The sequence below is a fragment of the Mesorhizobium sp. ORS 3428 genome, assembly GCF_001854785.1.
In the GTDB taxonomy this organism is placed as follows: domain Bacteria; phylum Pseudomonadota; class Alphaproteobacteria; order Rhizobiales; family Rhizobiaceae; genus Mesorhizobium.
Genome location: NZ_MDFL01000110.1, coordinates 19,581 through 43,636, shown reverse-complemented (window position 1 = coordinate 43,636; position 24,056 = coordinate 19,581). Strand labels below are relative to the sequence as shown.

Below are 24,056 nucleotides of genomic sequence, written 5' to 3'. Positions count from 1 at the left end.
CGTTAGCAATCGCTGATCGCGGCAGCTCGGGCGATTTCATTTCCGCACACTTTGCATCCCGAAGGGGTGCGGCGCGGCCGGCCGCCGACAGGCGCTCCTTCTTCAGTGCGCGTGCCCGTGGCCATGGCCGTCCGGCTCGGCCATGGCGAAGGGAAGGTCCTCGCTGTCGGCGCCGGCCGCCAGTTGCAGCCTGGCGCTGAATGCGTGCGGCTCGGCGGGTGCCACGATGCTTTGCAGGTAGTGGTGGTCGCCGCCCACCGGCGACAGCGGCAGGCGCTCGACCTTCCCGCCCGGCCGCTCGATGGCGACATTGGCCTGCAGGCCCTCGGCATGGCGAGAGAGCCGCAGACGCATGCGCTCGCCCTGCGGCGTGTCGACGATCTCCAGCAGTCCGCTGGCCAACTTGCCTACCACCAGGAACGGGTCCGGCGCGTGATGATGGCCGCCTTCGGCCGGCGGCTCGGCAAAGCGCACCGTGGCGACGTCGAGCGCCGGGATGTGGGCAAAGAGCTCGGCCTTCAGCGATGCGGCGATGTTGTTGGCGGCGGCGAGCAGCAGCCCGTCATTGACCGCGATCGCAACGTCGACATGCAGCTTGTGGCCGAGCCAGCGCGCCTTTGCCTCGACCACCTTCTCGATGCCCGCGACATGTTCGGCAGCGTGATGGATCTCGTCGATCAGGCCGGGCTCCACGCCGTCCAGCATGCGGGTCAGCACCGAGCGCGCCGACTGCCAGACGATGCCGAAGATAGCGATGGTGATGACGAGGCCGACGATCGGGTCGGCGAGAGGGAAGCCGAGCCAGACACCGGTCGCACCGGCGACGACGGCGAGGCTGGTAAGCCCGTCGGTGCGGGCATGATAGCCGTCGGCGATCAGCGCGGCGCTGTTGATCTGGCGGCCGACGCGGATGCGGAACACAGCCGCAGCCTCGTTGCCGAGGAAGCCGATGGCGCCGGCCGCGGCAAGCCAGCCCAGGAACTGCACCGGACGCGGGTTGAGCAGCCGGTCGATCGCCTCGTAGCCRGCGACCAGCGCGCTCGCCAGGATGATGAGCACGATAGCGATGCCGGCCAAGTCCTCCACGCGGCCAAGGCCATAGGTGAAGGTCCTGGTCGGCTTGCGGCGCGCCAGCACGAAGGCGATCCAGAGCGGTATCGCGGTGGTCGCGTCGGCGATGTTGTGGACGGTGTCGGCAAGCAGCGCCACGCTGCCCGATATTGCGACGACGGCGACCTGCAGCGCGGCCGTGACCACCAGGATGACGAACGACCATTTGATCGCCCAGATGCCGCGATCGGTGGTCGCGATCGTGGCGTCGATCACGCCATGCGTGTGACCATGCGGACCATGATGGTCGTGGCCATGTCCGTGGCTATGGTCATGGCCGTGCGAGCCGAACCCGAACCAGTCCAGTATCTTTTCCCACATGGCGGCCTCACAGATATTTGGTGAGCTGCTTCAGCTCCTTGAGCGTGTCCCTGGTCGGCTCGCCGCCTTCGACCAGGCAGTGCTCCATGTGGTCATGGATCAGCTCGCGCTTGGCGTTGCCGACCGCGCTTTCGACGGCATGAAGCTGCTGCGCGAGGTCGAGGCAGGAACGGCCCTGCTCGAACATGGCGAGYACGGCGGCGAGATGGCCATGCGCGCGCTTGAGCCGGGCGATGATGTCGGGATGCGAGCTGTGTATCGTCATGCGCTTATCCTATCCCCCAGGGTAGGATACTGCAATGGACAACCTCCCGAAGCCGATGCCTTACGGATTTGACCGCAAATCCTTCGGGCAACCGTTAGGATCGCTTGGAACAACCCGGAACCATGGCGTCACGTGCGCCTTTCTTCTTATAGGAGGAATTTTTCCGATGTCAGACAATGAAAGCTCACTTGACGCCGCTGACCACGTCTTGATCGGCGAGGATTTCGACATCGCCCGTTTCGCCAGGAAGTTCCAGCTTACGATCCCTGAAGCTCGGCAACTTTTTGCCAAATACGGCAATGATCGTGCGGTGCTGGAGCGCGAAGCCTACGCGCTTGGTTCGAACACGAAAGGCGACGACACAACGGATTAGAGCGGCACCTGCTGGCCCGCGAAGCGCTGCTACACGATGCCAGATCGAAAGCAGAGGGCTTCAAAAGCCGCTAATGCCGCTTGAAGTACTGCACCTCGCGTTCGTGCTTCTCGGCGGCCTCGCGCGACTTGAAGGTGCCGAGGTTCCTGCGCTTGCCGGTCCTCGGATCCACTTTGCGCGAGTAGAGACGGTATTCGCCGGATTTCAGCTTGCGGATCATGGCAGCCTCCTCTGCTGCGATTCTCATTGCTCTAACTTCGTCAGGCTGTCCGGGGTTCCGGCAGGCCGAACGTGATCCATTTCACGGAAGGGACCGGCCGAATGTCGGAATCGACGCGGCAGCGACATAATTCGGTCGGATTATTTGTACTCAAATGACTTCCGCAGCGTTATCTTTGTTGCGAGCGTGCCGGACTGGAGGAGGGTGAGATGGCGACGGCGAAGCTTCACGGTGTTGAACTCGTCAAGGGCCAGAAGTGGACGGTGCGCGTCACCGCCTACGGCACCACGCTGACCTTCCCCTTCGAAGCCGAGCAATATGCGCGCTCCTATGCCGACGGCCAGGCCTTCCGCCTCGGCGTCGAAGTTGTCGAGCTGAAGGACTGCGCCTGACGCTCCAAGCCCTCTAGATGCCGCGGCCGACACGGCGACTCCTGACTATGCAGCRTCATAGCGCTCCGCCTTGCGCAGACTTGCAACGAGACAGGCGCAGAGYCCGACATTGAGCGTTGCGGCCAGCGCAAGTGTCGCGAGCACAAGCGTGCCGCCGCCCGCGCCCAAAAGCAGCGCTCCGATCGAGGGAGCCGCCGCCTGCATGATCAGGCTTGGCGTTGCGAGCTTGCCCATGAGCGCCGCGTATTGCTGCGGGTCGAACAGCACCAGCGGCAGGGCACCGCGAGCGATCGTATGGATGCCGTTGCCCGCGCCATAGAGGATCAACGCCAGGGCGATCAGAGTCTGGYTTGCGAGCAGCAGCCACATCGCGGCGGCAAGCAGCGACACGGATGTCAGCATCGTCCAGATCGGATGGTGCCGGTTGCGGCCGATCAGCATTTCAGCCACGCGCGCGCCGACCTGCGACGGGCCGACCAGGGCGCCGAGACCGACCGCGACCGCCAGGCTCACGCCGCGCAGTTGCAGAAGGGTGAGCAGATGGACGGAAACCATCGAGGCGATCAGCGCCGCCACCGTCTGGATCGAGGCAAGCAGGATGAAGCGTGTTCGCGCCCGGCCTGTGGCTGACGCCTGCTTCCGCTGCTCAGCTCTTGCGGGCGGCGCCGCGCCTGGCGGCGGCGGTATCACCCAAAGGTGGAGCGGCAGGCAGATCGACAGATGGATCGCCGCGTAAGCGAGACAGGCGATGCGCCATCCCGCGTGCTCGACGAGGAAGGCGCTGAGCGGCCAGCAGACCGTGCTGGCGAAGCCGCCGAACAGCGTCAGCCTGGTGATCGCGCCGCGCGCGCCTTGTCCGTAGAGGCGGCCGAGCGTGGCGAAGCCGGCATCGTAAAGGCCGCTCGACATGCCCAATCCCATGAGCAGCCAGGCAAGGAGGTAGAGCGGATAGGCGGTGGCGGTCGCCAGCAGCGAATGCGCGGCCGCCAACAGCAGCGAGCTGGCGGCAAGCACCGGCCGGCCGCCGTGACGCTGAATCAGCCGCCCGGTGACCGGAGATACCAGCCCGGCGAGCAGGAGCCCGCTAGAGAGGCCGGCAACGACCGAGGGCAGCGACCAACCTGTGTCGGCGGCGATCGGCGCTGCAAGCACCGCCGGCAGATAGAAGGACGATCCCCAGGCGAGGATCTGCGTGACGCCAAGCGCCGAAACGAGGGCATGGCGATTGCGGGCCGGCGCAGGCGCTTCCAATCAAACCTGTCCCCGCACGTATACGACCTTCTCGCCGTCTTCCTTGACGAACTCGCGCGGCGGATTATCGAGCAGCGACAGCACTGCTTCCGACGGCCGGCAGAGCCTGGTGCCCTTGGGTGTCTCGACGATCGGGCGGTTGATCAGGATCGGATGGGCGAGCATGAAGTCGATCAGCTCGTCGTCGCTCCATTTCGGGTCGGCGAGGCCAAGCTCGGCGTAAGGCGTTCCCTTCTCCCGCAAAAGCGCGCGCGGGGAGATGCCCATCGCCGAGATCAGTTCCTGCAGCCGCTCGCGGCTCGGCGGCGTTTTCAGATATTCGATCACCACCGGGTCTTCGCCGCCGGCGCGGATCATGGCCAGCGTGTTGCGCGAGGTGCCGCAGGCGGGATTGTGGTAGATCGTGACAGTCATGGCTTTGCTTTCAATGGCATGGTTTGCTGAACGATTCCGGGCCGCAGCAGCCAGCCCATCAGCGCCAGCGCGATCAGGGCGCCGAGCAATTCTGCAACGATAAAGCCCGGCAGGTCGACAGGCCTGATGCCGGAAAACGTGTTGGTGAGCGAGCGGGCCAGCGCAACGGCCGGATTGGCGAAGGAGGTGGACGCGGTGAACCAGTAGGCTGCGGTGATGTAGAGGCCGACCAGCCATGGCACGGCTCTCTGCTCGAAGCGGAGTCCGGCGAGAATGACCGCGACCAGCCCGAATGTCGCGACCGTTTCGGAAAACCATTGGGCGGGTCCGGAGCGAAGCTTCACGGCGATCTCCAGGACGGGCAGTTCGAACATGAGATGCGCCGCGAGAGTGCCGGCGATGCCGCCGACCACCTGCGCCACCAGATAGGCCGGAAGATCTCGGGCCGGCAGCGTCCGGTTGAGGCAGAACACCAGAGAGACGGCCGGATTGAAATGCGCGCCGGAGACCGGCCCGAGAATGGTGATCAGCACCACCAGCATGGCGCCGGTCGCGAGCGTGTTGCCGAGCAGCGCCAGCGCCACGTCATGCGTCAGCGTCTCGGCCATGATGCCGGAGCCGACCACCGTCGCCACCAGGAGACCGGTGCCCAGGGCTTCGGCGGCAAAGCGGCGGGGCAAATCGAAAGCTGTCATTTCATGTGACCTGGGATCGGCCGCGCCATGAGCGCGGCGGTTGACGGGCAGAGTGAAACGGCTTGGCGCGTCGCGAGAATGTCGGCCGGCGCGTTCTCGCGCGCGACCGTCCTGAAGCCCAGCGCCTCGAAGAAAGGCCCGGCATCGGTGGTGAGCAGATAGGCCCGGCGCGCGCCGGTTGCCCGTGCCTGCTCGAGCAGCAGGCCGGTCGCGCGCCGGCCAAGCCCCCTTCCACGTGCCTCAGGGACAATCACGATGGAGCGCAGCAGCACATTTTCGCCGTAAGCTTCCAATCCGCCGAAGCCGATGGTGCTGCCCTCATCGACAAATCGGAAGAAGGCGCGGCCCGGCTCGGCCAGATCATCGGTCGGCAAGGCCGCCTCGCTCAGGCTTGCGCGGAGTTCCGGGTCGTTCGCGCCGACAGGCTCGACGATCATCGCCGGCTCCCCTCGCCCGGCCCGCAGCAGGGCGCGGCAAGCGCCGGCGCGCAGATTTCCGGGCGGCCCGAGCAGCAATCCTCCATCAGGAACCGGATCAGGCCGGACAACGCGTCATATTCGACGCTGTAGACGATCGATCGCGCGTCGCGCCGCGCGGTTACAAGGCCGGCGCGCTCCATTTCCTTGAGATGGAAGCTGACGTTCGACGGCGAGACCTCAACCTTTTCGGCGAGCGAACCGGCGGCGATGCCGTCCGGCCCGGCGACGACCAGCAGCCGAAGCAGCCGCAGCCGGGTTTCCTGCGACAGCGCGCCAAAAGCGATCAGGGCTTGACGTTCGTCCACGTTTCAATAATCCTTGAAATGTTGAAATGAGGGAATAGCCGAGATGCTTACTTCTGACAACCGGAAAATCGCCCCTGCCCTTCCGTTGGATCCGTCGGATCTCACCATCGGCGATCTGCTCGACGCGCTGGCGGGCCACAAGGACAAGCCGCTGGTGTTCCATTATGACGGCCGGCCAGTCAAGCCGGGCTATCATGTGACGGAGGTCAAGGCGGGACAATTCTCGGCGCTGGATTGCGGCGCCAACCCCGAAGCCTGGACGGAAATCTTCGTGCAGCTGTGGGACGTCGACGAAGGCGGGCCGGTCCACATGCCGGCCGGCAAATTCGCCGCGATCATCCGCAAGGTCGCCGACCATGTGGCGCTCGACCCGTCGGCGAAGCTCACCTTCGAGGTCAGCGACGGGGTGCGGCCGATGGAACTGCACAAGGCCAGCCGGCCTTCGCTTGTCGGCGGTGCCGTCGAGGTCGAGCTGTCGCCGCGACCGGCAAGCTGCAAGCCGCGCGACCGCTGGCTGGAGGAGCAGCGGCTGGCCGGCGCACCGTGTTGTTCGCCCGCAGGCGGCAAGGCCTGCTGCAGCTGAAAAATTCGTCCGGCTCTTCGGACTCGGCGGGATGGTTGGCGGGCTGGGGTTCCGCCAAGTCCCTACTTGGTGACCTCGAACATGGCCCACATGCCGGCGGCGAAGTGTTTCGGCTGATTGCAGATCAACAGGTACTTGCCCGGTTCCAGGGTCACGATCAGCGTGCCCGATTTGCCTGGGGCGAGATCGGGAACCTCCCCTCTGTCGTCAGCCTTGGCTTCGTCCACCTTGGCGTCGCTCCCGGCATAGGGAAGCGGTTGCGCCGGATCCTTCAGATGCATGACGATCATCTCATGGACAGTCTGCTTCGAGGTGTTGGTGACCTCGAACGATACGACGCCGGCCGGGGCGCTGGATCGCGATGCTTTCACTCCCATCGTCGCCTTTGACAAATCGAGGCCGGGAGCCTGGTAGGCCATGCCGGTCCTCATCACCATGCCCGCGCCTTGGTCCCAAAGCCGGACATTCACCACCGTTGCCGCCGACGCTGCTGTCGGCCACAAGCCAAGCGCCATCGCCGCCGCAAAAGCGGCGTTTCCAAAGAGTGCCATTGGTTTCTCCCATTTTGGGTGCGCCAAGCCGATACATTGCCGCCACTTCAAGCGGCACCGCGGCAAGGCCTGGCTCTATTGTGGGCGTTCCTGCCCTACTCTCAGGACAACGCGTGTTGGGGCCCGGTTAGTCCCGAGCCGCGCCCGCACATTTGACGCCGACGTCCTCCCGACATGGCGGCGTGGCCTTGCTGCGCCGCCGGGTTGCAAACTCAACGCGCAAGGATATTATCGGTTCTCGATATCGAAACTCGATTGTGGATGGCGGAGAGATGCAGCATCAGGAGCTGTTGGCAGGGTTCATAAGGCTTCACGTCCTGCACCATGCGGCCGAAGGCGATCTCTACGGGCAATGGAYGATCGAGGAACTGGCGCGCCACGGCTACCGCGTCAGTCCCGGCACGCTCTATCCGATGCTGCATGCCATGGAGCGCRAGGGCTATCTCGAATCCCGCATAGAGCGGATGGGCCGGTCGCAACGCCGCCTCTACACCGCCACCAGCTACGGCCTGGAGGGCCTCGCGGCCGCGCAAGACAAGATCAGGGAGCTGTTTCGTGAAGTCGTCTCGGGAAGCGCCAGCGGCTGAACCGGCACGCAGGCGGCGAGCACGATCCTTGCTTGACTTGAAAGGAGCAATGCCATGGCAACAGTGAATGTTCGCTACATCGTCGACGACGTGGACGCGGCAATCGCGTTCTACACCAAAGCTCTCGGCTTCTCCGTCGCCATGCATCCGGCGCCGAGTTTCGCAATGCTGGACAAAGGCGACCTTCGACTGCTGGTCAACGCAACGACCGGGCCGGGCGGCGCCTCCCAGCCGATGCCGGACGGCCGCAAGCCGGAACCGGGCGGCTGGAACCGGATCCAGATCGTGGTTGCGAATATCGAGGACGAGGTCGCCCGTCTGAAGGCTCTCGGCGCAAGGTTTCGCAACGACACCGTTGCCGGGATCGGCGGCAAGCAGATTCTGCTCGATGACCCTGCCGGCAATCCAGTCGAGCTGTTCGAGCCGCCGCGCAAATAGCGTCGCCGTCGCCCTCCCCCGAATGCTGACAAGGAACTTTCCTTCAGCCCGAACAGTTCCTCGATCACAATCGGACACGAACATGCAAAAGGCCTCGCTTCACCTCCTGAAGGGAGCCGGTTACCTGATCTCTACCGGCAGCGTCGGTCTTCTGGCGATCGTCAGTTGGTCGAACGCATCGAAGGACCCGCTGTTGACAGCGTGCCTGCTCGCGGGTTCGGCGACGTCGGTTGTCGGCATGTTCTGCCGCTGGCTGTCCTACGAAATCGAAAAGAGGCAAGGGGAGAGCGGCACGGAACCGAAAAGATAGGCAAGGGTCCGGCACGGGCGTGTCAGGGCACCGCCAGTTCGTTGTCGCCTATGGCCTGCGCCTCGCGCCGGATGACCTGCCGCGCGGCGAATGCGAGAAGGAAGCTCGCGACGACGCACCAGCCCGCCATCCAGAGCATCTGCGTCGGCAATGGAATGCCCATGTCGATCAGCGCGCCGGTGACCCCCGGCCCGACGGCGGTCGAGAGCACCATGGCCGAGACGGTGATGGCGCGAATGCCCCCCAAATTGGCAAGCCCGTAGACTTCCGGCCAAAGCGCGCCGAGCAGCGTCGAGGTGAAGCCGTTGGAGATGCCCAGGAGCAGCATGAAGGCGTAGACGCCCCAGACCGGCGTGATCAGCGCCACGCCGAGCGTGGCGACCACCAGCGGGACGAGGAAGAAAGGCATGAGGCGCAGGGCGCCGTACCGGTCGATCAGTTGCCCTGAGATCAGCCCGAAGGCGACGGTAGTAACGGACATAAGCGGATAGGCGGCGGCGAAGACCAGCGGATCGTAGCCGCGAAGCTCGACCAGATAACCCTGGTGGAAGAAGATCACCGTAGCGACGAATCCCGGCAGCAAGGTTCCCGCCAGCAGCACGTACAAGATCGGGTCGCGGACGACCTCGCCCCTTGTCCAGYCGCGGGCGGTCCGCCGCGCCCCTGACTTCACCTCAGGCGAACGGGGCACGCGCTCCGTCCGCATCAATCCCATTGTCAGCGGCAGCCCGGCGAGCATGATCACGGCAGCCGAGACGAACCAGCCTGTGCGCCAGTCGCCGCTCGCTTGCAGGATCAGGACGGCAATGGCGGGCAGCATCGCCGTGCCCACCTGGAAGCCTTGCGTGCTCAGCGCCGTGGCGCGCCCGCGATTGGCGACGAACCAGCGGCCGACCTCGGTGAAGGCGATCTCCGTCATCATTCCCTGGCCGAAAAGACGCAGCAGGTAGATCGAGAGCGTCAATATGACGATGTTCGGCGCGAGAGCGATCAGCACGCAGGCGAAGGCAAGCGCGGGCATGGTGAAGCGCACGACCTTCCAGCCGGGCATGAGATCGAGGGTTCGGCCGAGCCAGGGCAAGGTCGCAGCGCTTGCCAGCGTCGCCAGCATGTAAAGCAGGCCGAACTRCCCGCCCGACAGGTGAAAAGCCGAGCGCAGCTCGTTGCCGGACAGGCCGATGAAGAATGTCTGCCCGAAGGACGAGAACAGCGTCAGCAGAAAGCCGGCGCCGACCCACCGGCCGTTTTCGCRCAGGAAATGGAGGCTGTCGCGAGCGTAGGCAAATATGGGCATGCAGCAGTCGGTCCTTGCCGCTGCCAATGCACTGGCCGGCAGCGCCGCGAGCTCATCCGGCGAGTGTCGCTTGCGGGGTTGGTCCGGCGGATTGGCGGCCGGAAGCGCCACCCGGATTTCCACCGGGTCCGATCGAATGYCGGCTCTATAGAGCATTTTGCAGCCCGGTGGAATCGCCTGGGCGAGCGGTTGAGCATGGATCGTCGAGAGGGCGATATCGCTCGATCCTATCCAGCACCAGCGCCGCGGAACGCCCCTGACCGCACGCAAATTAGCGATCCCTTGTATTTCTCTCAAATCAGGATCATGCTTGTTGTAGACGCGCAGCGGGTTTCGAAAGGGCAAGGCGCCATGGAATATGCAGTCTGCTACGACCACAGCGGGATTCAGCTGGCGTGGTCGATTTTCCTCGATGTCACTGCGTTTTTCGTCATCATGGCGCCATTGGCCGCCGCGCGGCTGATCGCAATATCGCGCGCGAGCAGAGCTGATCGGCTTCAGCTGGCGTAGCGGCCCAATGCATGTCTCCCGAAAGCGGGAATCGTTTTCGGGACAAAGACATGCATAAAATCAAAAAACTAAAGCGCATGGAGCGAATCTGAAAGACGCGCTCTAGGGATCGTCAGGACGGGCCCATCTTTGGCATCGGCAATTCGCTGAACAGGGCCGAGCAATCGATCTCCTCGCGGAAAAGCGCGTCGGGATCGAGGACCAGCCACGATGAATGCGTGCGGAGGTACTTCAGCCTGGCGTTCTTTTCAGCGCGCGCCCGGCGCTCCGCCTCGGCGAGCGCCAAGGACGTCGTTTCGGCCTTGTCGGAACGAGACCCCTTCGACATAGCGACATAGAACGCCGTCGACCCGTCCGGCGTTCCATCGGAAGCAGGGCATTTCCGCGAAGAACGAGCCCGYCGGCCCGGCAAGCAGGACGGCGTCAACCTTCCTCCGGAGACCGAACCAGTCGCCATGCCTTCTCCTCTGCCTCGGTGAGTCTGGCGCCGACATAGCCGCCGATGCCGCCGCTCCCATCATTGCGATCCGCATGCCGCCCCCGCTCCCCGCCGCCRCAATGGGCCGCGCAAGGCTGGAACGCACAYGCGGGCCGGGAATACATTAGCAATTGCTTCATTAACCGGCCAGCCCGCGCGGAGCCGCRCCGTTAACTCTGCGCAGGGGGCCCCGGACCAAGGTCGGTGTCGCAATCGCCTCGCCTCGCCTATAATCTTTACCGGCGGCGGGGTGAATCATGCGAACGCTCAGGGAGACCTTGAAGCGACTTGTGCAAGTCTGGAGCGGGCTTTCGCTGGCCTGGCAGTTCGTGATTGCCGGCGGTATCGGCCTTCTGGCCGTGATGCTGGTTGTGGGCCTGTGGGTCACATCGCAGATCCGCCAGGGCGTGATGCACAATTCCGCTACCACGACCGCGCTCTATGTCGACAGYGTGATCGCGCCGCTTCTGCCGGACCTGCGCAAGAGCCAGGAGCTCGACTCCACCGTCAAGCGGGCGCTGGACGAGACGCTCGGCCAGGGCGCGCTGGGAAAGCGGCTGGTGTCGTTCAAGCTGTGGCGGCGCGACGGCACGATCCTCTATTCGAAGGATTCCGAGCTGATCGGCAAGCGGTTCAAGCCGAATCACAGCCTCGTCGCCGCCTTCGCCGGCAACGTCATGGTCAAATACAACCAGTTGGACGACGAGGAAAACGATAAGGAACGGGCGCTCGGCCTGCCGCTGCTCGAAATCTACAATCCGGTGCGCGAGCCCTGGTCCGGCGCCGTCGTTGCCGTCACCGAGTTCTATGAACAATCCGACGACTTCGAGGCGAATCTGAGCTCGGCGCTGAAATGGACCTGGCTGGTGGTGGCCGGCGCCACGGCGGCCTCGCTGGCGCTCTTGTCGGGCATCGTCTTTCGCGGCAGCCGCACCATCGACACCCAGCGGGCGGCGCTGGAGGCCAAGGTCAGCGAGCTGCAGGCGGCGCTGGCGCAGAATTCATCGCTGCGCCAACGCGTGCAGCGCGCCTCGCGCCGCGCCACGGCCATCAACGAGCGGTACCTGCGGCGCATCGGCGCCGACCTGCATGACGGGCCGGCGCAGTTGGTGGCGCTGGCCGCGCTCAGGATGGACAGCCCAATGCTGGTCGACCCGGCCACGCCGAAACCGCAGCGCGAGGCCGAAATCGCTCATATCCACAAGACGCTCGGCGAGGCGATGCGCGAGATACGCGGCATCTGCAACGGCCTGGTGCTGCCGCAGATCGAGACCCAGGCGGTGGCCGACAACTTGCGGCTGGCGGTGGCCGAGCATGAGCGCCGCACCGACACCAAGGTTTTGCTCACCCTGCCCGAGCGCTTGCCGGAACTCGGCACCTCGGAAAAGATCAGCATCTATCGTTTCGTGCAGGAAGGGCTGAACAACGCCTATCGGCACGGCATGGGCAAGGGCCAGCAGGTGCGCGCCACGATGAAGGGCGGCAAGCTGGTGGTCGAGGTACAGGACACGGGCCCGGGTTTCGACCCCGCAAGGAGCGAGGGCCTCGGGCTCGCCGGCCTCAGGGAGCGTATCGAAAGCATCGGCGGGCAGTTCGAAACGCTCTCGGGTCCTGAAGGAACGAGACTGGTAATCACTTTGTCTGTCGAGGAGCAGCCGTGACCACACCCATCCGCATCGCCATTGTCGACGACCATCCACTGTTCCGCGAGGGCGTGGCGCGCAGCCTCGGCGAGATCGGCGGCTTCGAGCTTGTGGGCGAAGGCGCCAGCGCCGAGGACGCCGAAAGGCTGGTGCACGCCAGCGCCCCCGACATACTGATGCTCGACATCTCCATGCCCGGCGGCGGCCTTAACGCGCTGGCCAGCATCCTCGCGACGGCGCCCGAGCAGAAGATCGTCATGCTGACCGTGTCCGAAACCAATGCCGACGTCGCCCAGGCGCTGAAGGCGGGCGCCCGCGGCTATGTCCTGAAGGGCGTCGGCTCCAAGTCCCTGGCCGAGATCCTGCGCGATATCGCCAACGGCCAGAGCTATGTCTCGCCGACGCTGTCCGCCCGGCTGCTCTCCGACCTCCTGCAGCCTACGGGCCGCAAGCCAGWCCCGCTCAGCCAACTCACCGGCCGCGAGGCCGAGATCCTGCGGCTGGTGGCCGAGGGCCTGAGCAACAAGGAAGTCGCGGCGCGRCTGTCGCTGCAGGAAAAGACGGTCAAGCACCACATGACCCGGGTGCTCGCCAAGCTCAACGTGCGCAACCGCACGGAGGCCGCGCTGCTGATGCATGAGGCGAGAGACAGGCAGTAGCGTTTTAGGTTTTAGGCAGTAGGCAATAGGGGAACCAGGGAAAGAGGATCCCCTACTGCCCTACTGCCCTACTGCCCTACTGCCCTACTGCCCTACTGCCCTACTGCCCTACTGCCCTACTGCCCTACTGCCCTACTGCCCTACTGCCCTACTGCCCTACTGCCCTACTGCCCTACTGCCCTACTGCCCTACTGCCTACCTGCCCAATCCCTACCTATTCCTCCCCGTCGTCCTGGTTGTCGTTGTCGTCGGCAGCGGCGCCGTCATCCTGCCCGCCATCGTCGTCGGCGGCTGCTGTGCCGTCGTCCTGGCTGCCATCGTCGTCAACAGCCGCTTCGTCGCTGCCGGCGTCGTCGAGATAGCTGTCGTCGGAGTCGTCGGCGGCGTCAGCCTGTTCGTGGCTCATGTCCGAAGCCGCGTCGGCCTCCTGATCGGGATTGTCGGCCGCGTCGTCGATGACTTCGTTGGAATCGTAGTGGTCGGCCGCCTCTATCGCCGTGTCCTCGTCGGTTGCGGCATATGCCTCCTCGGTTGCGGCATCGAGAGTCTCCTCGCTGCTCTCATACGCGCTCTCGAACGACTGATATTCCTCGGAGGTGTAGTTGAAATCGTAGCTCTCGCTCGTTTCGACGCTCTCCTCGTAGCTCGCCCAGAAATATTCTTCGTAGTACTCGTAGGTCTCGCTGTAGAAATAGCTGCTTGTCGTAGTGAAATAATCCCATGAATCCTTGTATATAGCGTAGCTCTGTGGGTCGTAAGCGGCATACCAGTAATAGTAGCCGGCATAGTAGCCCTCGAAATCCGCGATCAGGACGATCGTATACCATTGCTCATTGCCGCGCGTGTTTGCGGCCTGCGCTTTGCTCAGCAGCGCCTGCAGATGCTCGATCTCGCGCTTCTGGTCCTTGGTCATGTTCGCGTTGGCGGCCATCTTCTCGAGGCGCTTCTCCATATCGTGGATGCGCCGGCCGTTCTTGGTGGCAAGTTCCTGCGCATTCTGCGCCTTGCCGCCCGTGACGCGCTTGAGATAGTCGTTCCAGCTGTTGTCCAGCGTCTCGACGCCCAACTTCACCTTCTCGTCCTTGATGTCTGCAAGCTTGAAGGTGGCGTTGACCTGGGCGACAGCCGCGGCCAGTTCAGGCAGTTTGGCGGCGAATGTCTTGCTGTCCTTGGCTGCTGCGGCCTTGCGTACATCCTTCAGGTGCTCGGCAGTTCCGGCCAGCGCCTTGAGGAACGGCGCCGACTTGCCTTGCTGTTCCTTCGGAAGTGCCTTGAAATTGTCCAGGGTGAACTTCACCGCCTGGCCCTGCTTCGTCAGCAGTTGCTCGGCGGAGAGCTTCTTTGCGTTGAACTCGACCTGGYCGGCGGCATGCGCCGATGCCAAGGGTATCGGGGCAAAAGCCAAGCCAAGCGAAATTACTGCCGCCGGCAGCGCGGCGTCGCGAATCAAACCTGTCATATGTATATCCCCTCTCGAGCCGCCGCTTTGCACGCGGCTGGCTGCTCAAGCCGTAGCTTATATTCCAGAGCCTGACAATATCCGCCGGAAGAATAAATTTGACTTCTTACTTCCGAAAATTGCACAATTCGAGCAATCTGTCACAATCTTGAAGTTAAATTGCTCAACAAGCGGAAGCAATATTGATTCTTACTTCACTTCAGAAGCAAAATCACCCCCGCCTCCGGAAGACGGGGGTGACTGTGCGAGGGTGCAGGAAAAGGGGGTAGCTTCTCTCAACCCTCACAAACTCAGCAGGCGGGTCAGGTCCTCGTGTGTCGCCCTGCGCTCGATGATGGTGCGGCCTTGCGCATCCGTCATCTCGAAGCGGCCGTTCTCGATCTCTTCCTTCATGCCGTTCCGGTGGACGACGGTGATCTTGTTGCCGTCGACATGGACACTGTCGCCTGTTGCCGCATTGACGTGACTGCCCTGGGCGCCAATGTCGCCGACACTGCCGGCCTTGCTCTGGCCGTTGCCCTGGTTGTTGCCCTGGCCATTGCCCTGGCCGTTGCCATTGCCGTCGCCGTCACCATCTCCGACGCCGCCGGAATCGCCGTCATTATCGCCGTTGCCGGAATTGGAGCCGCCCTCGGATCCTGAGCTCGAGCCGCCGCCGGAACCGGAATTGCCGCCATTGCCGTTGCCGCCGCCATTGCCGTGGCCTCCCCCGGCTTTGGCCGAAGCGGCAACGATGCGTGGCGAGCCGTCGAAGGTAAGATGCCAGGGGGCAACAGTCAGCGCGAGCGCCGCCGAGGCTCGCAGGACGAGCCAGCAGATCCTGAGGGACGGCGCCGCGCTCATGCCTCAGCCCGGTGTGACCGCCGGCGGGGCGACGACCTCGTCGCTGTCCTCGCCCTGGTCGTCATTGTCGTCGCCGGTGCCGCCGCTGCCGGCGCCATCGTCGTCACCACCCTGGTGATCGCCATCTTCGTCGCCGCTGTCATGGTCGTCGCTGTCACCGCCGCCGTGGTGGCTGCCGCCTTCGCTGCCGCCGCTGTGGCCGCCGCCTTCACCGCCCTCGCCGCCACCACCTTCACCGCCGCCACCGCCTTCGCCGCCTCCGCCTTCGCTCTCGGCATGGGCCGCCGCGGGCACGAGCTTGGCGCCGTGGAGCGTCACATGATAGGGCGCGACGGTGAGCGCCAGCGCGGTCGAGGCGCGCAGCACAAGCCAGGCGAGCCGATTGAAGGGAAGTTTGTGCATTGCGGTCTCCTCGTGAGAGCCGTTCACCGTTTCACGGAAACGCAGAACGGCCCATCTGGTTGTTTGGATCCGGCCCCGCCTCGGTCCTGCCGAAGTTCCGCTCTCGATGCGACCGGTATCTTGACGGCGGCAAGGATTCACATTCCGGCAAGCCGGAGGAAGCGGCCCACGACCCATGCCATGCAGGGTCGGACCTTTTTGCCGCCGGTTGGGGACCAATGTCGCAACCGGTGAACGGCGGCTGACGCCTCGTTAACCAAATCGCTTGGAAATCGGCCGGCAATTCTTTATCACTGTGGCCTGCGAGAACCGCGCGGACGCGCAACGAGCCGCGGCATGCTACGGGGCAAACTGCGTCCCTTGAGAGCCAGGTGTGACGCTCTGGACGCAGAAGTTGCCGTAACACTTTGATTTTGCGTATGGATTCTTTCCCCGGCTGTGGGGCCGTGCGCCAAGGGTCCGCTTATCGGGCATTCGTTCGCAAGGGCCCAAAAAAGTACCCCCGCCAAAAGGCGGGGGCAAGGTGAGCAGCGGGAGTTCTGTCGTAGGATGATCAGGACCGAAGAGACGAAGCAAAAGGTGGCAACCTGATTTTGCAGCGCTGGCCTTTGGTCCCTTAAAGATCTAATCCAGATAGAACCTCGCTCTCACAAACTCTTCAGGCGATCGAGATCGGCCATTGTGGCCTTGCGCTCGACGATGGTGCGACCGAACTTGTCCTCCATCCTGAAACGGCCGTTCTCGATCTGCTCCTTCATGCCGTTCGGGTGCGTGACGCTTATGCTGCTGCCGCTGACCTCGACTTTGTCCCCGGTCAACGCATTCACATGATCGTCGACATCTGCGACACTGGCGTTTGCGGGGCTGGCGTTGCTTGCGCTGTTGCCCACTCCACCGCTGTTGCTGTTGCCGCTGCTATTGCCCCCGGTGTTTCCGTTTCCGTTATTGCTGTTGCCGTTCGAGCCGCCGTTGCCGTTTCCGTTCCCGTTGTTGCCGCCGCTGTTTCCACCGCCGCCGCCGCTGCTATTGCCGCCCGAGCCGCCGTTCCCKCTATTTCCGCCGCTGCCCCCGTTGCCGTTACCGCCGCCTCYGCCATTGCCGCCTTTGCCGGCATAGGCCTTGACCACGACAGGACCATCGAAGGAGAGATGAAGAGGCGCGACAACAAGCGCAAGCGCGGTGAACGCTCGCAAGGCAAGCCTGCTGCCCATGCGCGATACGCGCATCCCATTCTCCCCATGCCAGCCATTCAGCCCTTCGGCCGAACTACCCCACTGGCATTGTCGCAGCATCAGCATCCCCCAATCAACGTGTCATGGGGAAGTGGCCCACGACCCTTGTCTTGCTTTCTCAGACCTTTTCCGCAACGATATCGGACTTAAGTCTTATCTCAACCGCCAGATGTAGTCGGGAACGGCTGCGCGCACAGCTTTCTGTCGCGCGGCCGATTCGCGTCGCGCTGAAAACGGATTGAGGCACTTTGCCGTTTCCCAGAACCGCCACGCACTGTTGGCGACATGCGTCAGCGCCGCCAAGCCTTCAGCCGGGCGACGGGACCGGCGCTCTCGCCGTCACGGCCGTGCCGAAGGCGGCGGCAATGACGGCGGCGACGCCGGCGCATTGCGGCATGCTGAGGCTCTCATGCAGGAACAGGAAGCCGGTCAGCGCGCCGAACGCCGRCTCCAGGCAGACGAGCATGCCGTAGACCTTCGCCGGCATCCTGGTGAGCGCCATCATCTCCAGCCAGAAGGGCAGCGCGCTGGAGAACAGACCGACGACCGCCGCGCTCGTCATCACATGCGGGTCGGTGAAATAGGGCTGGGCGGCGGAGAAGCCGAAAGGCATTGCGAGCGCGGCGGCGATCGCCATGCCATAGGCGGAGGTGCGGACGCCGAGCTCGGCGCCGGCCTTCTGCGCGAAGATGATGTAGAGCGCCCAGCAGCCGCCGGCGGCGAGCGCGAGCAGCACGCCGGCCGGGTCGAGCCCACGGCTGACATCGGCGAAGGGTGAGAGCAGCAGGATGCCGGCCACCGCCAGCACCACCCAGACAAGATCGACGAGGCGCCTGGAGCCCAGCGTGGCGACCAGCAGTGGGCCGGTGAATTCCAACGCCACGCAGATACCCAAGGGAATGCGCTCGAGCGCGGTATAGAAGAGAAGGTTCATGAGCGAGACGGTGACGCCATAGGCGGTGAGCCAGGGCAGGCCTTTGCGCGACGGCACAACCTTCCAGGGCCTCAGCGCTCCGGCCAACAGGGGGGCGCCGATGAGGAGCCTGAGCATCGTCGTACCTTCCGCGCCGAGGACCGGGAACAGGCCCTTGGCGAAGGCCGCACCGACCTGCACGGAGAGCATGGCGCCGAGCAGTCCGAGGATGGGCAGGATTCCCGCCTGAGCCTGTGGTTTCGCGGCCTGCGACGACGTCACTTCTTTTCCATCCCCTGCCCCAACGGTCCGAGACGGAGATAAGGCCTGGCGGTTGCACTGTCGTGAGGCAGCGAGCGGCGGATGGTGGGACAAGGCGCCCGTCATTTCGCCGGCCAGCTTGCTGCGCCRCACAAGACCTTGAATCCAAGACGTTTTTTTCACGGTAGCCGAAGAATCAAGCGCCGTGAAAGCAACCCTCCTTCAATACTCCAACTACCCGCTATGGTTGCCGGTATAATTTTCCGACATCCTTGGCGATCAATACTTGTCGAATGTCAGACCAACTGCCCTCGATATATAGGACCATTGGACATACGTGCGATTACACTCACGCGCCAACWAAGTTCTACAACCTTCCGTATCACATCTTTATTTCAGACCTGAAAGCATTTTGTGTTGCGCCGCAACATTAGGCGAGACAGATGTTAACCGACATGCGCAGTGGAGGATGCCGCTACGTTGACCAGAATGGGCATTCCGCTGACGGYCGAGGACGGCATCCTTACTCCGGACGGAAATTCGTCGACAGGCAGGGCACCCGGGCTTTACGCGTCTAGTGCTGGATCTTGGGGCGCTGCTGGCGGGCGCTGCCGATGACGACCCAACGCGACATCCAGYTGGACACACTGCGGGCCGTTGCGGTGACGCTGGTGCTTTATGCGCACTTCCTCGCGCCGGGAGGCACCTCCTTTCTCGGCCATCTCGGCGTGCGGCTGTTCTTCGTGCTTTCCGGCTTCCTGATCACGCGGATTTTGCTCGAGGCGCGCGACGCGGCCCGATTCGAGGCCGGGGCGGCGCTGCGTTCCTTCTATGCCAGGCGCGTGATCCGGATTTTTCCGCCCTATTTCGCGGTGCTGGCCCTCGTCTGGCTGACCGACCTGGAACAGTCCAGATCCTCGCTCGCCTGGCACGCGCTTTATCTCTCGAACTTCTGGTATGCGCAGCGCAACGACTGGACGCCCTGGCTGCTCTGCCATTTCTGGAGCCTCAGCATCGAGGAGCAGTTCTACCTCGCCTGGCCGCTGATCGTGCTTCTGGCGCCACGCAAACGCATCGAGGCGATCACCATCGGCGTCATCGCCTTCTCGCTCGCCTACCGCTTCTACTGGCCCATTGCCGCCGACCCGGCGCTGGCGCGGGACCTGTTGCCGCCGGCCTCGATGGACGCGCTTGGCTGCGGCGCGCTGCTTGCCGTGCGCCGCGCCAGGGGCGCGGATGCGCCGCGCTGGATGCGGCTCGGCTGGCCGACCTTGGCAGCGATCTTCCTGCTCGTCGTGTGGTCCGATCCGGGACCGGCGAATTCGGCCTGGGAGTGGCCGCGCTGGCTGCTGGTGCAGGTGCTGCCGCTGGCGCCGCTGGTGGCGATCGTCGCCGCCTGCTCGAACGGCCTCGGCGGCACGCCGGGCAGGCTGGCCGAACTGCCGCCGCTGCTTTTCCTCGGCCGCATCAGCTACGGCGTCTACCTCTACCACCCGATCCTGCTCGCCTATGCCGTGAAGGCGCAGCCGTGGCTCCCGCTCAACGTCTCCGAACAGGGGCCGGGGCGCTTCCTGGTCGCCGGCGCCGCCACGCTGACTGTCGCCTCGCTTTCCTGGGCACTTTTCGAAAAGCCGCTCAACAGCCTCAAGCGCTATTTCCCTTATGTCGCGCCACGCGCGCGCGGCGCGAGCGAGGCCAACTGGATCGGCCCGACAGGCGGCGTTCCCGCGCTCGACCTGCAGCGAACAGAGGCGAGACGATGATGGCGYGCCGGCATTGCGGTCAGCCCCCTTCTCCCCGTCACTATACGGGGAGAAGGTGCCGGCAGGCGGATGAGGGGCTGCGCCGGCCCCGACAATTAGCCATGGCCGAAATAAGTTTGAAACTGTCATCGCCTCGTGACTCAAGACAGCCCGCAGACGTCGCGCGGCCCCTCACCTGCCTGCCGGCATCCTCTCCCCGTAAACGGGGAGAGGGGCGCTCTCTTCCAGGATTTCGCCAGTCGCCGTGGCTGCGGGTCCGGCCCCAACCCTGGTGYCAGCCATGAGCGCCGCGCCCCTCATCTCGGTACTATTGCCCGTCTACAACGCCGAGCCCTATATCGCCGCCGCTCTTCAGTCGATCCTGCGGCAGAACCACGACCGGCTCGAAGTCATCGCCATCGACGACGGTTCGAGCGACCGGTCGCTGGCGATCCTCGAGCGCTATCGCCGCAACGACAGGCGCGTGTTCATCATCTCGCGTGAGAATCGCGGCCTTGTCGCCAGCCTCAACGAGGGGCTGGCGGTCGCGCAGGGTGAGCTTGTCGCGCGCATGGACGCCGATGATTTCGCCTATCCCTGGCGGCTGTCGCGGCAGGCGGCGCTGTTTGCCGCGCGGCCCGAGCTCGGCTTCTRCGGCTCGCTCGTCGACATGCTGCGGCATGGCCGCATCACGCGGGGCAGGCTCGATCCGGTGTTGCGCCTCGAGCTTCCCGTCCTGTCAAAATTCTTCACGATCTTCATGCACCCGACGGTGGTCTACAACCGCCGGGTCATCGCGGAGGCCGACCTCTATTACGACGGCGGCTACCGGCATGCAGAGGATTTCGACCTCTTCCGACGGCTCGCCGATCGCTATCCCGCGGCCATGATGGCGGAAAGCCTGCTCGTCTACCGCCTCCACCCCGGTAGCGTCACCAGCCGGCACCTCAGCGAAATGCGGCGCACGCATCTCAGGATCGTCGGCGAGAACCTCGAGCGCCTGGGTCTGGCTGAGGACAGCACGGACCTGCGCGCCATCGGCGACACGGTTTCCTTCGACACGGTGGCGCGGGCGGCCGCCTTCATGCGCGCGCTGGAAGCGCGGATCGCGGCGCTCCCCGCAGCCTTGCGGCCGAGCTTCGAGGCCGGCGCACTCAACCTCTTCTATTTCCTCTACCAGCTCGTCAACGACGCCGAGCGGCCGGCGCTGACGCACGAGCTTTTGACCCTGGCGGCGAAATGGAAGGTGATCCGCCGCCGCGAGCAATATGCGCTGCGCCCCGGCGCCTGGGCGCCCTGGCTGAGCCAGGCCTCGATGTGGGCAGGCCGCCGCGCCGACTGGGTGGCCTACCGGCTGAAATCCGCGCCGGAGGCGGCGGTGCTTGCGCGCTATCGGATGGGGGCGGCATGAGGGTGGGCGCAGCACCCCCCTCTGCCCTGCCGGGCATCTCCCCCACAAGGGGGGCGATCGGCAGCTGCAGCGCCGAGGCCTCGCCATGAATGCCGAGCGCCATCCGCTGCTGCGGCACACGGCCCCGCCAGCCCCTCCCTGGCCCAGGCAGCGCCCGCAGGTCTCCTTCATTGTCTGCACGCGCGACCGCGTGGCGGTGCTGGAAGCCTGCATCGAGTCGATCCAAGCCGCCAGCCGGGCCCATCCTCGCTTCGCCGCAGAGCTGGTGGTGGTCGACAACGGCTCGCGCGACGGCACGGCGGAATATCTTTCGCGGATCGCCGCGACGTCCGACATCCCGCTGACGGCCATCGCCGAGACGCGTCCCGGCCTGGCCGCGGCACGCAATGCCGGGCTGGCGCGGGCGCGCGGGCGCTTGCTGGTCTTTGTCGACGACGACTGTCGGCTCGACCGCAACTACCTCATCGACCTCCAGCGRCACTATGCGAGCGGCGAGAAATGGCTGATCCGCGGCGGCCGCGTCGAGGTCGGCGACGAGCGGGACCTGCCCTTCACCATCAAATGCTGCGAGGAACGCGAGCGGCTGACGCGCGCCGTCCATCCCGGCGGCTTCGTGCTTGGCTGCAACATGACCATGCATCGTGACGTCGCCGCCCGCATCGGCCCCTTCGACGAACGCTTCGGCGCCGGCGGGGCGCTGCGCTCGGCCGAGGACACGGACTATCTCGTGCGCGCCATGCTTGCCGGCATGCCGGTCGAATACGTACCCGACATGACGATCTTCCACCACCATGGCAGGCGCGACGGCAAGGCGATCGGCCGGCTGTATCGCGACTATCACTTCGGCAACGGCGCGCTCTGCCTCAAGCATATGCGGCGCGCGCCCTGGCTGCTTCGCCACTTCTACTGGGCGGTGCGGGCCGCCATGCGCGAGCTGACCGGCGGGCCGCGTTTCGACCAGGAGCTCAGGCTGTCGCACTGGCCGATCGTGCTGATGAACATCACCGGCGCGGCGAAGTTCGCGCTTCTGGCGCTTGCCGGACGGCCGGAACAGCAACCGCAGCCGAGCAAGGAAGCCGCCGAGGCCAGTGCGGAGGCCGGCGCRCAATGACCGGAGCCAAAGCCCCCGCCCCGTCGATGTTGCGCCGGGCGCTCGGCCGCCGCCAGCTCGGCCTGCTGCCCGTCGTCGTCGCTCTGGGGCTCGCGAGTGCGGCGCTCGAAGGTTTCGGCATTGGGCTCATCATCCCGCTGCTCGGCATCATCATGGGGCATGGCGACGCGACCGGCATGGCCGGCCTCTCCGCCCTCCTCCAGAACGTCGGCGCCGGGCTTGGCGAACGCGAGCGGCTGATCGCGATCTCGGCCGCGATCCTCGGCTCGATCGTCTTGAAGAACCTGCTGGCCTTCGCCAATTCGGTACTGACTGCGCATATCTACGGCAAGGCCGGCCAGGCGATACGCGGCGCGCTCGCCGAGCGCCTGCTCAGCGTCGGCTATCCCTTCTTCCTCAAGGAAAGTCCCGGGCGGCTGCTCAACATCATCTCCAACGAATCCTGGCGGGCGTCGGACGCCATCCAGGGGATGCTCGGCGCCATCGTGAGCGCCTCGGCGGCGGCGATCCTGCTCGCCTTCCTGCTGCTGCTCTCCTGGCAGATGACGCTTCTGGTGATGCTGGGATTGGCGCTCGTGMAGGCGGCGCATATGGCGCTGTCGGCGCATCTGAGGGCACCGAGCCGCAGCGTGGCGGCGCGCAACAGCGCGCTCGCCTCGCAGATGCTGCATCTGGTGCATGCCGGACGCCTGATCCGCATCTTCGGCCAGGAAGCGAGGGAGAGAGCTGCGTTCGAGAAGGCATCGGACGGCGTGCGGCGCGCGGCCTTCCGGCTTTCCAGCCGCCAGGGCGCGCTGGCGCCGCTGACGGAAGTGCTGCACGCCATGCTGTTCCTGGCGGTGGTGATCGGCGCCTGGCTCGCCGGCTTGAGCTTCCCGCTGGTCGCCGCCTTCCTCATCCTGCTCTACCGCCTGCAGCCGCATGTGCGAGCGCTGCAGATGACGTGGAGCCAGGTGCAGGGGCTTTCCGGCTCGCTGGAGGAAGTGACCTGGCTGCTCGATCCGGAAGGCAAACCCAGGCCGCCCGGAGGCAGCCGGTCCTTTGCCGGCTTGAGCAAAAAAATCGCCTTCGAGCGCGTGAGCTTCAGCTATGGCAATGAGGAGCAGCGCGCCGCTGTGCTGCATGCCGCGAGCTTCGACATCGTGAGCGGCCGCTCGACGGCGCTGATCGGCCGTTCCGGCGCCGGCAAGACGACGATCGTCAACCTGCTCTGCCGCTTCGTCGAGCCTGATGCGGGACGAATCCTCGTCGACGGCGCACCGCTCGGCGAGATCGACCCGGCCGAATGGCGCCGCCACATCGCTTTGGCCAGCCAGGAGCTGGAGCTCGTGGATGGCACGATCCTCGACAACATCACCTACGGCAAGGACACGGCCAGCGCGGAAGAGGCGCGCCGCGCGGCCGAGCTTGCCGAGGCGCACGCCTTCATCGAGACGCTGCCGCAGGGCTACCAGACGGTGGTCGGCTATCGCGGCGTCAACCTGTCGGCCGGGCAAAGGCAGCGCATCGCGCTCGCCCGCGCGCTGCTGCGCGACCCCGACATACTGATCCTCGACGAGGCCACCAACGCGGTCGACGGACTTTCCGAAGCGGCGATCGTCGAGACGCTGAAATCGCGCGCCGGCCGCCGCACGACGATCGTCATCAGCCACCACCACTCGACCATCTCGTTCTGCGACGATCTGGTGATCCTGGAGCACGGCAGGGTGAAGAAGCAAGCGCCGTTCGCGGAGATGGCGGCGCTTAGTATGGATGAGCTTTATCGGCCGGAGTGAGGGATTTGCCGGGCGTTGCAGAAGTGGCG

29 protein-coding genes and 1 other annotated feature are annotated in these 24,056 nt (G+C 65.0%); of the genes, 13 read left to right on the top strand and 16 right to left on the bottom strand.

Annotated features, from left to right (window positions below):
* Window positions 1-102: 102 nt before the first annotated feature.
* Both ORS3428_RS11330 and ORS3428_RS11325 read right to left on the bottom strand, forming a co-directional pair.
* Window positions 103-1,431, bottom strand: coding sequence for a cation diffusion facilitator family transporter (locus tag ORS3428_RS11330; RefSeq protein WP_071097537.1), 1,329 nt, complete (start codon window positions 1,429-1,431; stop codon window positions 103-105).
* Between the two features lie 7 nt (window positions 1,432-1,438).
* Complete coding sequence (locus ORS3428_RS11325; protein ID WP_071036188.1) at window positions 1,439-1,696, bottom strand: metal-sensing transcriptional repressor; 258 nt, start codon at window positions 1,694-1,696, stop codon at window positions 1,439-1,441.
* A gap of 34 nt (window positions 1,697-1,730) precedes the next feature.
* On the opposite strand from ORS3428_RS11325, the gene ORS3428_RS33950 reads away from it, so the two are divergent.
* Window positions 1,731-2,069, top strand: a complete 339-nt coding sequence (locus tag ORS3428_RS33950) for a hypothetical protein (protein WP_244507927.1) — start codon at window positions 1,731-1,733, stop codon at window positions 2,067-2,069.
* A gap of 70 nt (window positions 2,070-2,139) precedes the next feature.
* On the opposite strand, the gene ORS3428_RS32395 is transcribed toward ORS3428_RS33950, so the two are convergent.
* Window positions 2,140-2,316, bottom strand: a complete 177-nt coding sequence (locus ORS3428_RS32395) for a hypothetical protein (RefSeq protein WP_172833677.1) — start codon at window positions 2,314-2,316, stop codon at window positions 2,140-2,142.
* Window positions 2,317-2,498: 182 nt separating this feature from the next.
* Between ORS3428_RS32395 and ORS3428_RS11315 the strand changes: the two genes are divergently transcribed.
* Window positions 2,499-2,681, top strand: a complete 183-nt coding sequence (locus tag ORS3428_RS11315) for a hypothetical protein (protein WP_071097533.1) — start codon at window positions 2,499-2,501, stop codon at window positions 2,679-2,681.
* Window positions 2,682-2,726: 45 nt separating this feature from the next.
* Here ORS3428_RS11315 and ORS3428_RS11310 read toward each other — a convergent pair whose 3' ends face one another.
* Genes ORS3428_RS11310 through ORS3428_RS11290 form a run of 5 tightly spaced genes read right to left on the bottom strand, consistent with a single transcriptional unit; the run spans window position 2,727 to window position 5,825 of the window.
* On the bottom strand, window positions 2,727-3,932 hold the full coding sequence (locus ORS3428_RS11310) for an MFS transporter (RefSeq protein WP_071097531.1): 1,206 nt from the start codon (window positions 3,930-3,932) through the stop codon (window positions 2,727-2,729).
* Window positions 3,933-4,346: an arsenate reductase (glutaredoxin) gene (arsC, locus tag ORS3428_RS11305; RefSeq protein WP_071097529.1), complete on the bottom strand. Its 414-nt coding sequence runs from the start codon at window positions 4,344-4,346 to the stop codon at window positions 3,933-3,935.
* Window positions 4,343-5,041: an aquaporin gene (locus ORS3428_RS11300; protein ID WP_071097527.1), complete on the bottom strand. Its 699-nt coding sequence runs from the start codon at window positions 5,039-5,041 to the stop codon at window positions 4,343-4,345. The genes arsC and ORS3428_RS11300 overlap by 4 nt, the downstream gene beginning before the upstream one ends.
* Window positions 5,038-5,556, bottom strand: a complete 519-nt coding sequence (gene arsN2 / locus ORS3428_RS11295; RefSeq protein ID WP_338011922.1) for an arsenic resistance N-acetyltransferase ArsN2 — start codon at window positions 5,554-5,556, stop codon at window positions 5,038-5,040. The genes ORS3428_RS11300 and arsN2 overlap by 4 nt, the downstream gene beginning before the upstream one ends.
* Entirely contained in the window at window positions 5,475-5,825 is a 351-nt protein-coding gene (locus ORS3428_RS11290) for an ArsR/SmtB family transcription factor (RefSeq protein WP_071097523.1), read from the bottom strand. Before ORS3428_RS11290 ends, arsN2 begins: the two co-directional genes overlap by 82 nt.
* Window positions 5,826-5,868: 43 nt before the next feature.
* Here ORS3428_RS11290 and ORS3428_RS11285 point away from each other — a divergent pair, with 43 nt between their 5' ends.
* The gene (locus tag ORS3428_RS11285) at window positions 5,869-6,408 is read left to right on the top strand and encodes a DUF6428 family protein (protein ID WP_071097521.1); all 540 of its coding nucleotides are present in this window, start codon (window positions 5,869-5,871) and stop codon (window positions 6,406-6,408) included.
* Between the two features lie 62 nt (window positions 6,409-6,470).
* On the opposite strand, the gene ORS3428_RS11280 is transcribed toward ORS3428_RS11285, so the two are convergent.
* Window positions 6,471-6,959, bottom strand: a complete 489-nt coding sequence (locus ORS3428_RS11280) for a hypothetical protein (protein WP_244507926.1) — start codon at window positions 6,957-6,959, stop codon at window positions 6,471-6,473.
* A 272-nt stretch (window positions 6,960-7,231) separates the two neighbouring features.
* Here ORS3428_RS11280 and ORS3428_RS11275 point away from each other — a divergent pair, with 272 nt between their 5' ends.
* From ORS3428_RS11275 to ORS3428_RS11265, 3 genes are all read left to right on the top strand, one after another.
* A complete protein-coding gene (locus tag ORS3428_RS11275) occupies window positions 7,232-7,546 on the top strand; it encodes a PadR family transcriptional regulator (protein WP_071097518.1) in 315 nt (104 codons plus the stop codon).
* A gap of 54 nt (window positions 7,547-7,600) precedes the next feature.
* A complete protein-coding gene (locus tag ORS3428_RS11270; protein ID WP_071097516.1) occupies window positions 7,601-7,984 on the top strand; it encodes a VOC family protein in 384 nt (127 codons plus the stop codon).
* 82 nt (window positions 7,985-8,066) lie between these two features.
* Complete coding sequence (locus ORS3428_RS11265) at window positions 8,067-8,294, top strand: hypothetical protein (protein ID WP_071097513.1); 228 nt, start codon at window positions 8,067-8,069, stop codon at window positions 8,292-8,294.
* Between the two features lie 22 nt (window positions 8,295-8,316).
* Here the strand turns inward: ORS3428_RS11265 and ORS3428_RS11260 are convergent, their stop codons facing one another.
* Entirely contained in the window at window positions 8,317-9,699 is a 1,383-nt protein-coding gene (locus tag ORS3428_RS11260) for an MFS transporter (protein WP_244507925.1), read from the bottom strand.
* Window positions 9,666-9,721 (bottom strand) — a sequence feature (sul1 is cis-regulatory element that is thought to sense ions involved in sulfur or methionine metabolism; They are found in Alphaproteobacteria). It overlaps the preceding gene by 34 nt.
* Before the next feature lie 218 nt (window positions 9,722-9,939).
* On the opposite strand from ORS3428_RS11260, the gene ORS3428_RS33490 reads away from it, so the two are divergent.
* Window positions 9,940-10,098: a hypothetical protein gene (locus ORS3428_RS33490; protein ID WP_172833679.1), complete on the top strand. Its 159-nt coding sequence runs from the start codon at window positions 9,940-9,942 to the stop codon at window positions 10,096-10,098.
* A 112-nt stretch (window positions 10,099-10,210) separates the two neighbouring features.
* Here the strand turns inward: ORS3428_RS33490 and ORS3428_RS11250 are convergent, their stop codons facing one another.
* Window positions 10,211-10,384 (bottom strand): hypothetical protein, encoded by a 174-nt coding sequence (locus ORS3428_RS11250; RefSeq protein ID WP_172833678.1) that lies wholly within the window; start codon window positions 10,382-10,384, stop codon window positions 10,211-10,213.
* A gap of 449 nt (window positions 10,385-10,833) precedes the next feature.
* On the opposite strand from ORS3428_RS11250, the gene ORS3428_RS11245 reads away from it, so the two are divergent.
* Both ORS3428_RS11245 and ORS3428_RS11240 read left to right on the top strand, forming a co-directional pair.
* Window positions 10,834-12,237, top strand: coding sequence for a sensor histidine kinase (locus ORS3428_RS11245; RefSeq protein WP_071097506.1), 1,404 nt, complete (start codon window positions 10,834-10,836; stop codon window positions 12,235-12,237).
* The gene (locus ORS3428_RS11240; protein ID WP_071097503.1) at window positions 12,234-12,878 is read left to right on the top strand and encodes a response regulator; all 645 of its coding nucleotides are present in this window, start codon (window positions 12,234-12,236) and stop codon (window positions 12,876-12,878) included. The genes ORS3428_RS11245 and ORS3428_RS11240 overlap by 4 nt, the downstream gene beginning before the upstream one ends.
* A 214-nt stretch (window positions 12,879-13,092) precedes the next feature.
* On the opposite strand, the gene ORS3428_RS11235 is transcribed toward ORS3428_RS11240, so the two are convergent.
* From ORS3428_RS11235 to ORS3428_RS11215, 5 genes are all read right to left on the bottom strand, one after another.
* Window positions 13,093-14,337 carry a hypothetical protein gene (locus ORS3428_RS11235; RefSeq protein WP_131802880.1) on the bottom strand — a complete coding sequence of 415 codons (1,245 nt, stop codon included), beginning with the start codon at window positions 14,335-14,337 and terminating at the stop codon, window positions 13,093-13,095.
* A 282-nt stretch (window positions 14,338-14,619) separates the two neighbouring features.
* Window positions 14,620-15,180, bottom strand: coding sequence for a hypothetical protein (locus ORS3428_RS11230; protein ID WP_071097498.1), 561 nt, complete (start codon window positions 15,178-15,180; stop codon window positions 14,620-14,622).
* 3 nt (window positions 15,181-15,183) lie between these two features.
* Window positions 15,184-15,582 (bottom strand): hypothetical protein, encoded by a 399-nt coding sequence (locus tag ORS3428_RS33270; RefSeq protein ID WP_071097496.1) that lies wholly within the window; start codon window positions 15,580-15,582, stop codon window positions 15,184-15,186.
* Between the two features lie 647 nt (window positions 15,583-16,229).
* On the bottom strand, window positions 16,230-16,808 hold the full coding sequence (locus ORS3428_RS33640; protein WP_071097494.1) for a hypothetical protein: 579 nt from the start codon (window positions 16,806-16,808) through the stop codon (window positions 16,230-16,232).
* A 313-nt stretch (window positions 16,809-17,121) separates the two neighbouring features.
* Window positions 17,122-18,009 carry an EamA family transporter gene (locus ORS3428_RS11215; RefSeq protein WP_071097492.1) on the bottom strand — a complete coding sequence of 296 codons (888 nt, stop codon included), beginning with the start codon at window positions 18,007-18,009 and terminating at the stop codon, window positions 17,122-17,124.
* A 593-nt stretch (window positions 18,010-18,602) separates the two neighbouring features.
* Here ORS3428_RS11215 and ORS3428_RS11210 point away from each other — a divergent pair.
* The 4 genes from ORS3428_RS11210 to ORS3428_RS11195 all read left to right on the top strand — a co-directional run bounded on the left by ORS3428_RS11210 (window position 18,603) and on the right by ORS3428_RS11195 (window position 24,027).
* Window positions 18,603-19,751: an acyltransferase family protein gene (locus ORS3428_RS11210; RefSeq protein WP_071097490.1), complete on the top strand. Its 1,149-nt coding sequence runs from the start codon at window positions 18,603-18,605 to the stop codon at window positions 19,749-19,751.
* 280 nt (window positions 19,752-20,031) lie between these two features.
* On the top strand, window positions 20,032-21,141 hold the full coding sequence (locus ORS3428_RS11205; protein ID WP_071097701.1) for a glycosyltransferase family 2 protein: 1,110 nt from the start codon (window positions 20,032-20,034) through the stop codon (window positions 21,139-21,141).
* An 85-nt stretch (window positions 21,142-21,226) separates the two neighbouring features.
* Window positions 21,227-22,252, top strand: a complete 1,026-nt coding sequence (locus tag ORS3428_RS11200; RefSeq protein WP_083355091.1) for a glycosyltransferase family 2 protein — start codon at window positions 21,227-21,229, stop codon at window positions 22,250-22,252.
* Window positions 22,249-24,027 carry an ABC transporter ATP-binding protein gene (locus ORS3428_RS11195; protein ID WP_071097487.1) on the top strand — a complete coding sequence of 593 codons (1,779 nt, stop codon included), beginning with the start codon at window positions 22,249-22,251 and terminating at the stop codon, window positions 24,025-24,027. Before ORS3428_RS11200 ends, ORS3428_RS11195 begins: the two co-directional genes overlap by 4 nt.
* Window positions 24,028-24,056: the final 29 nt, after the last annotated feature.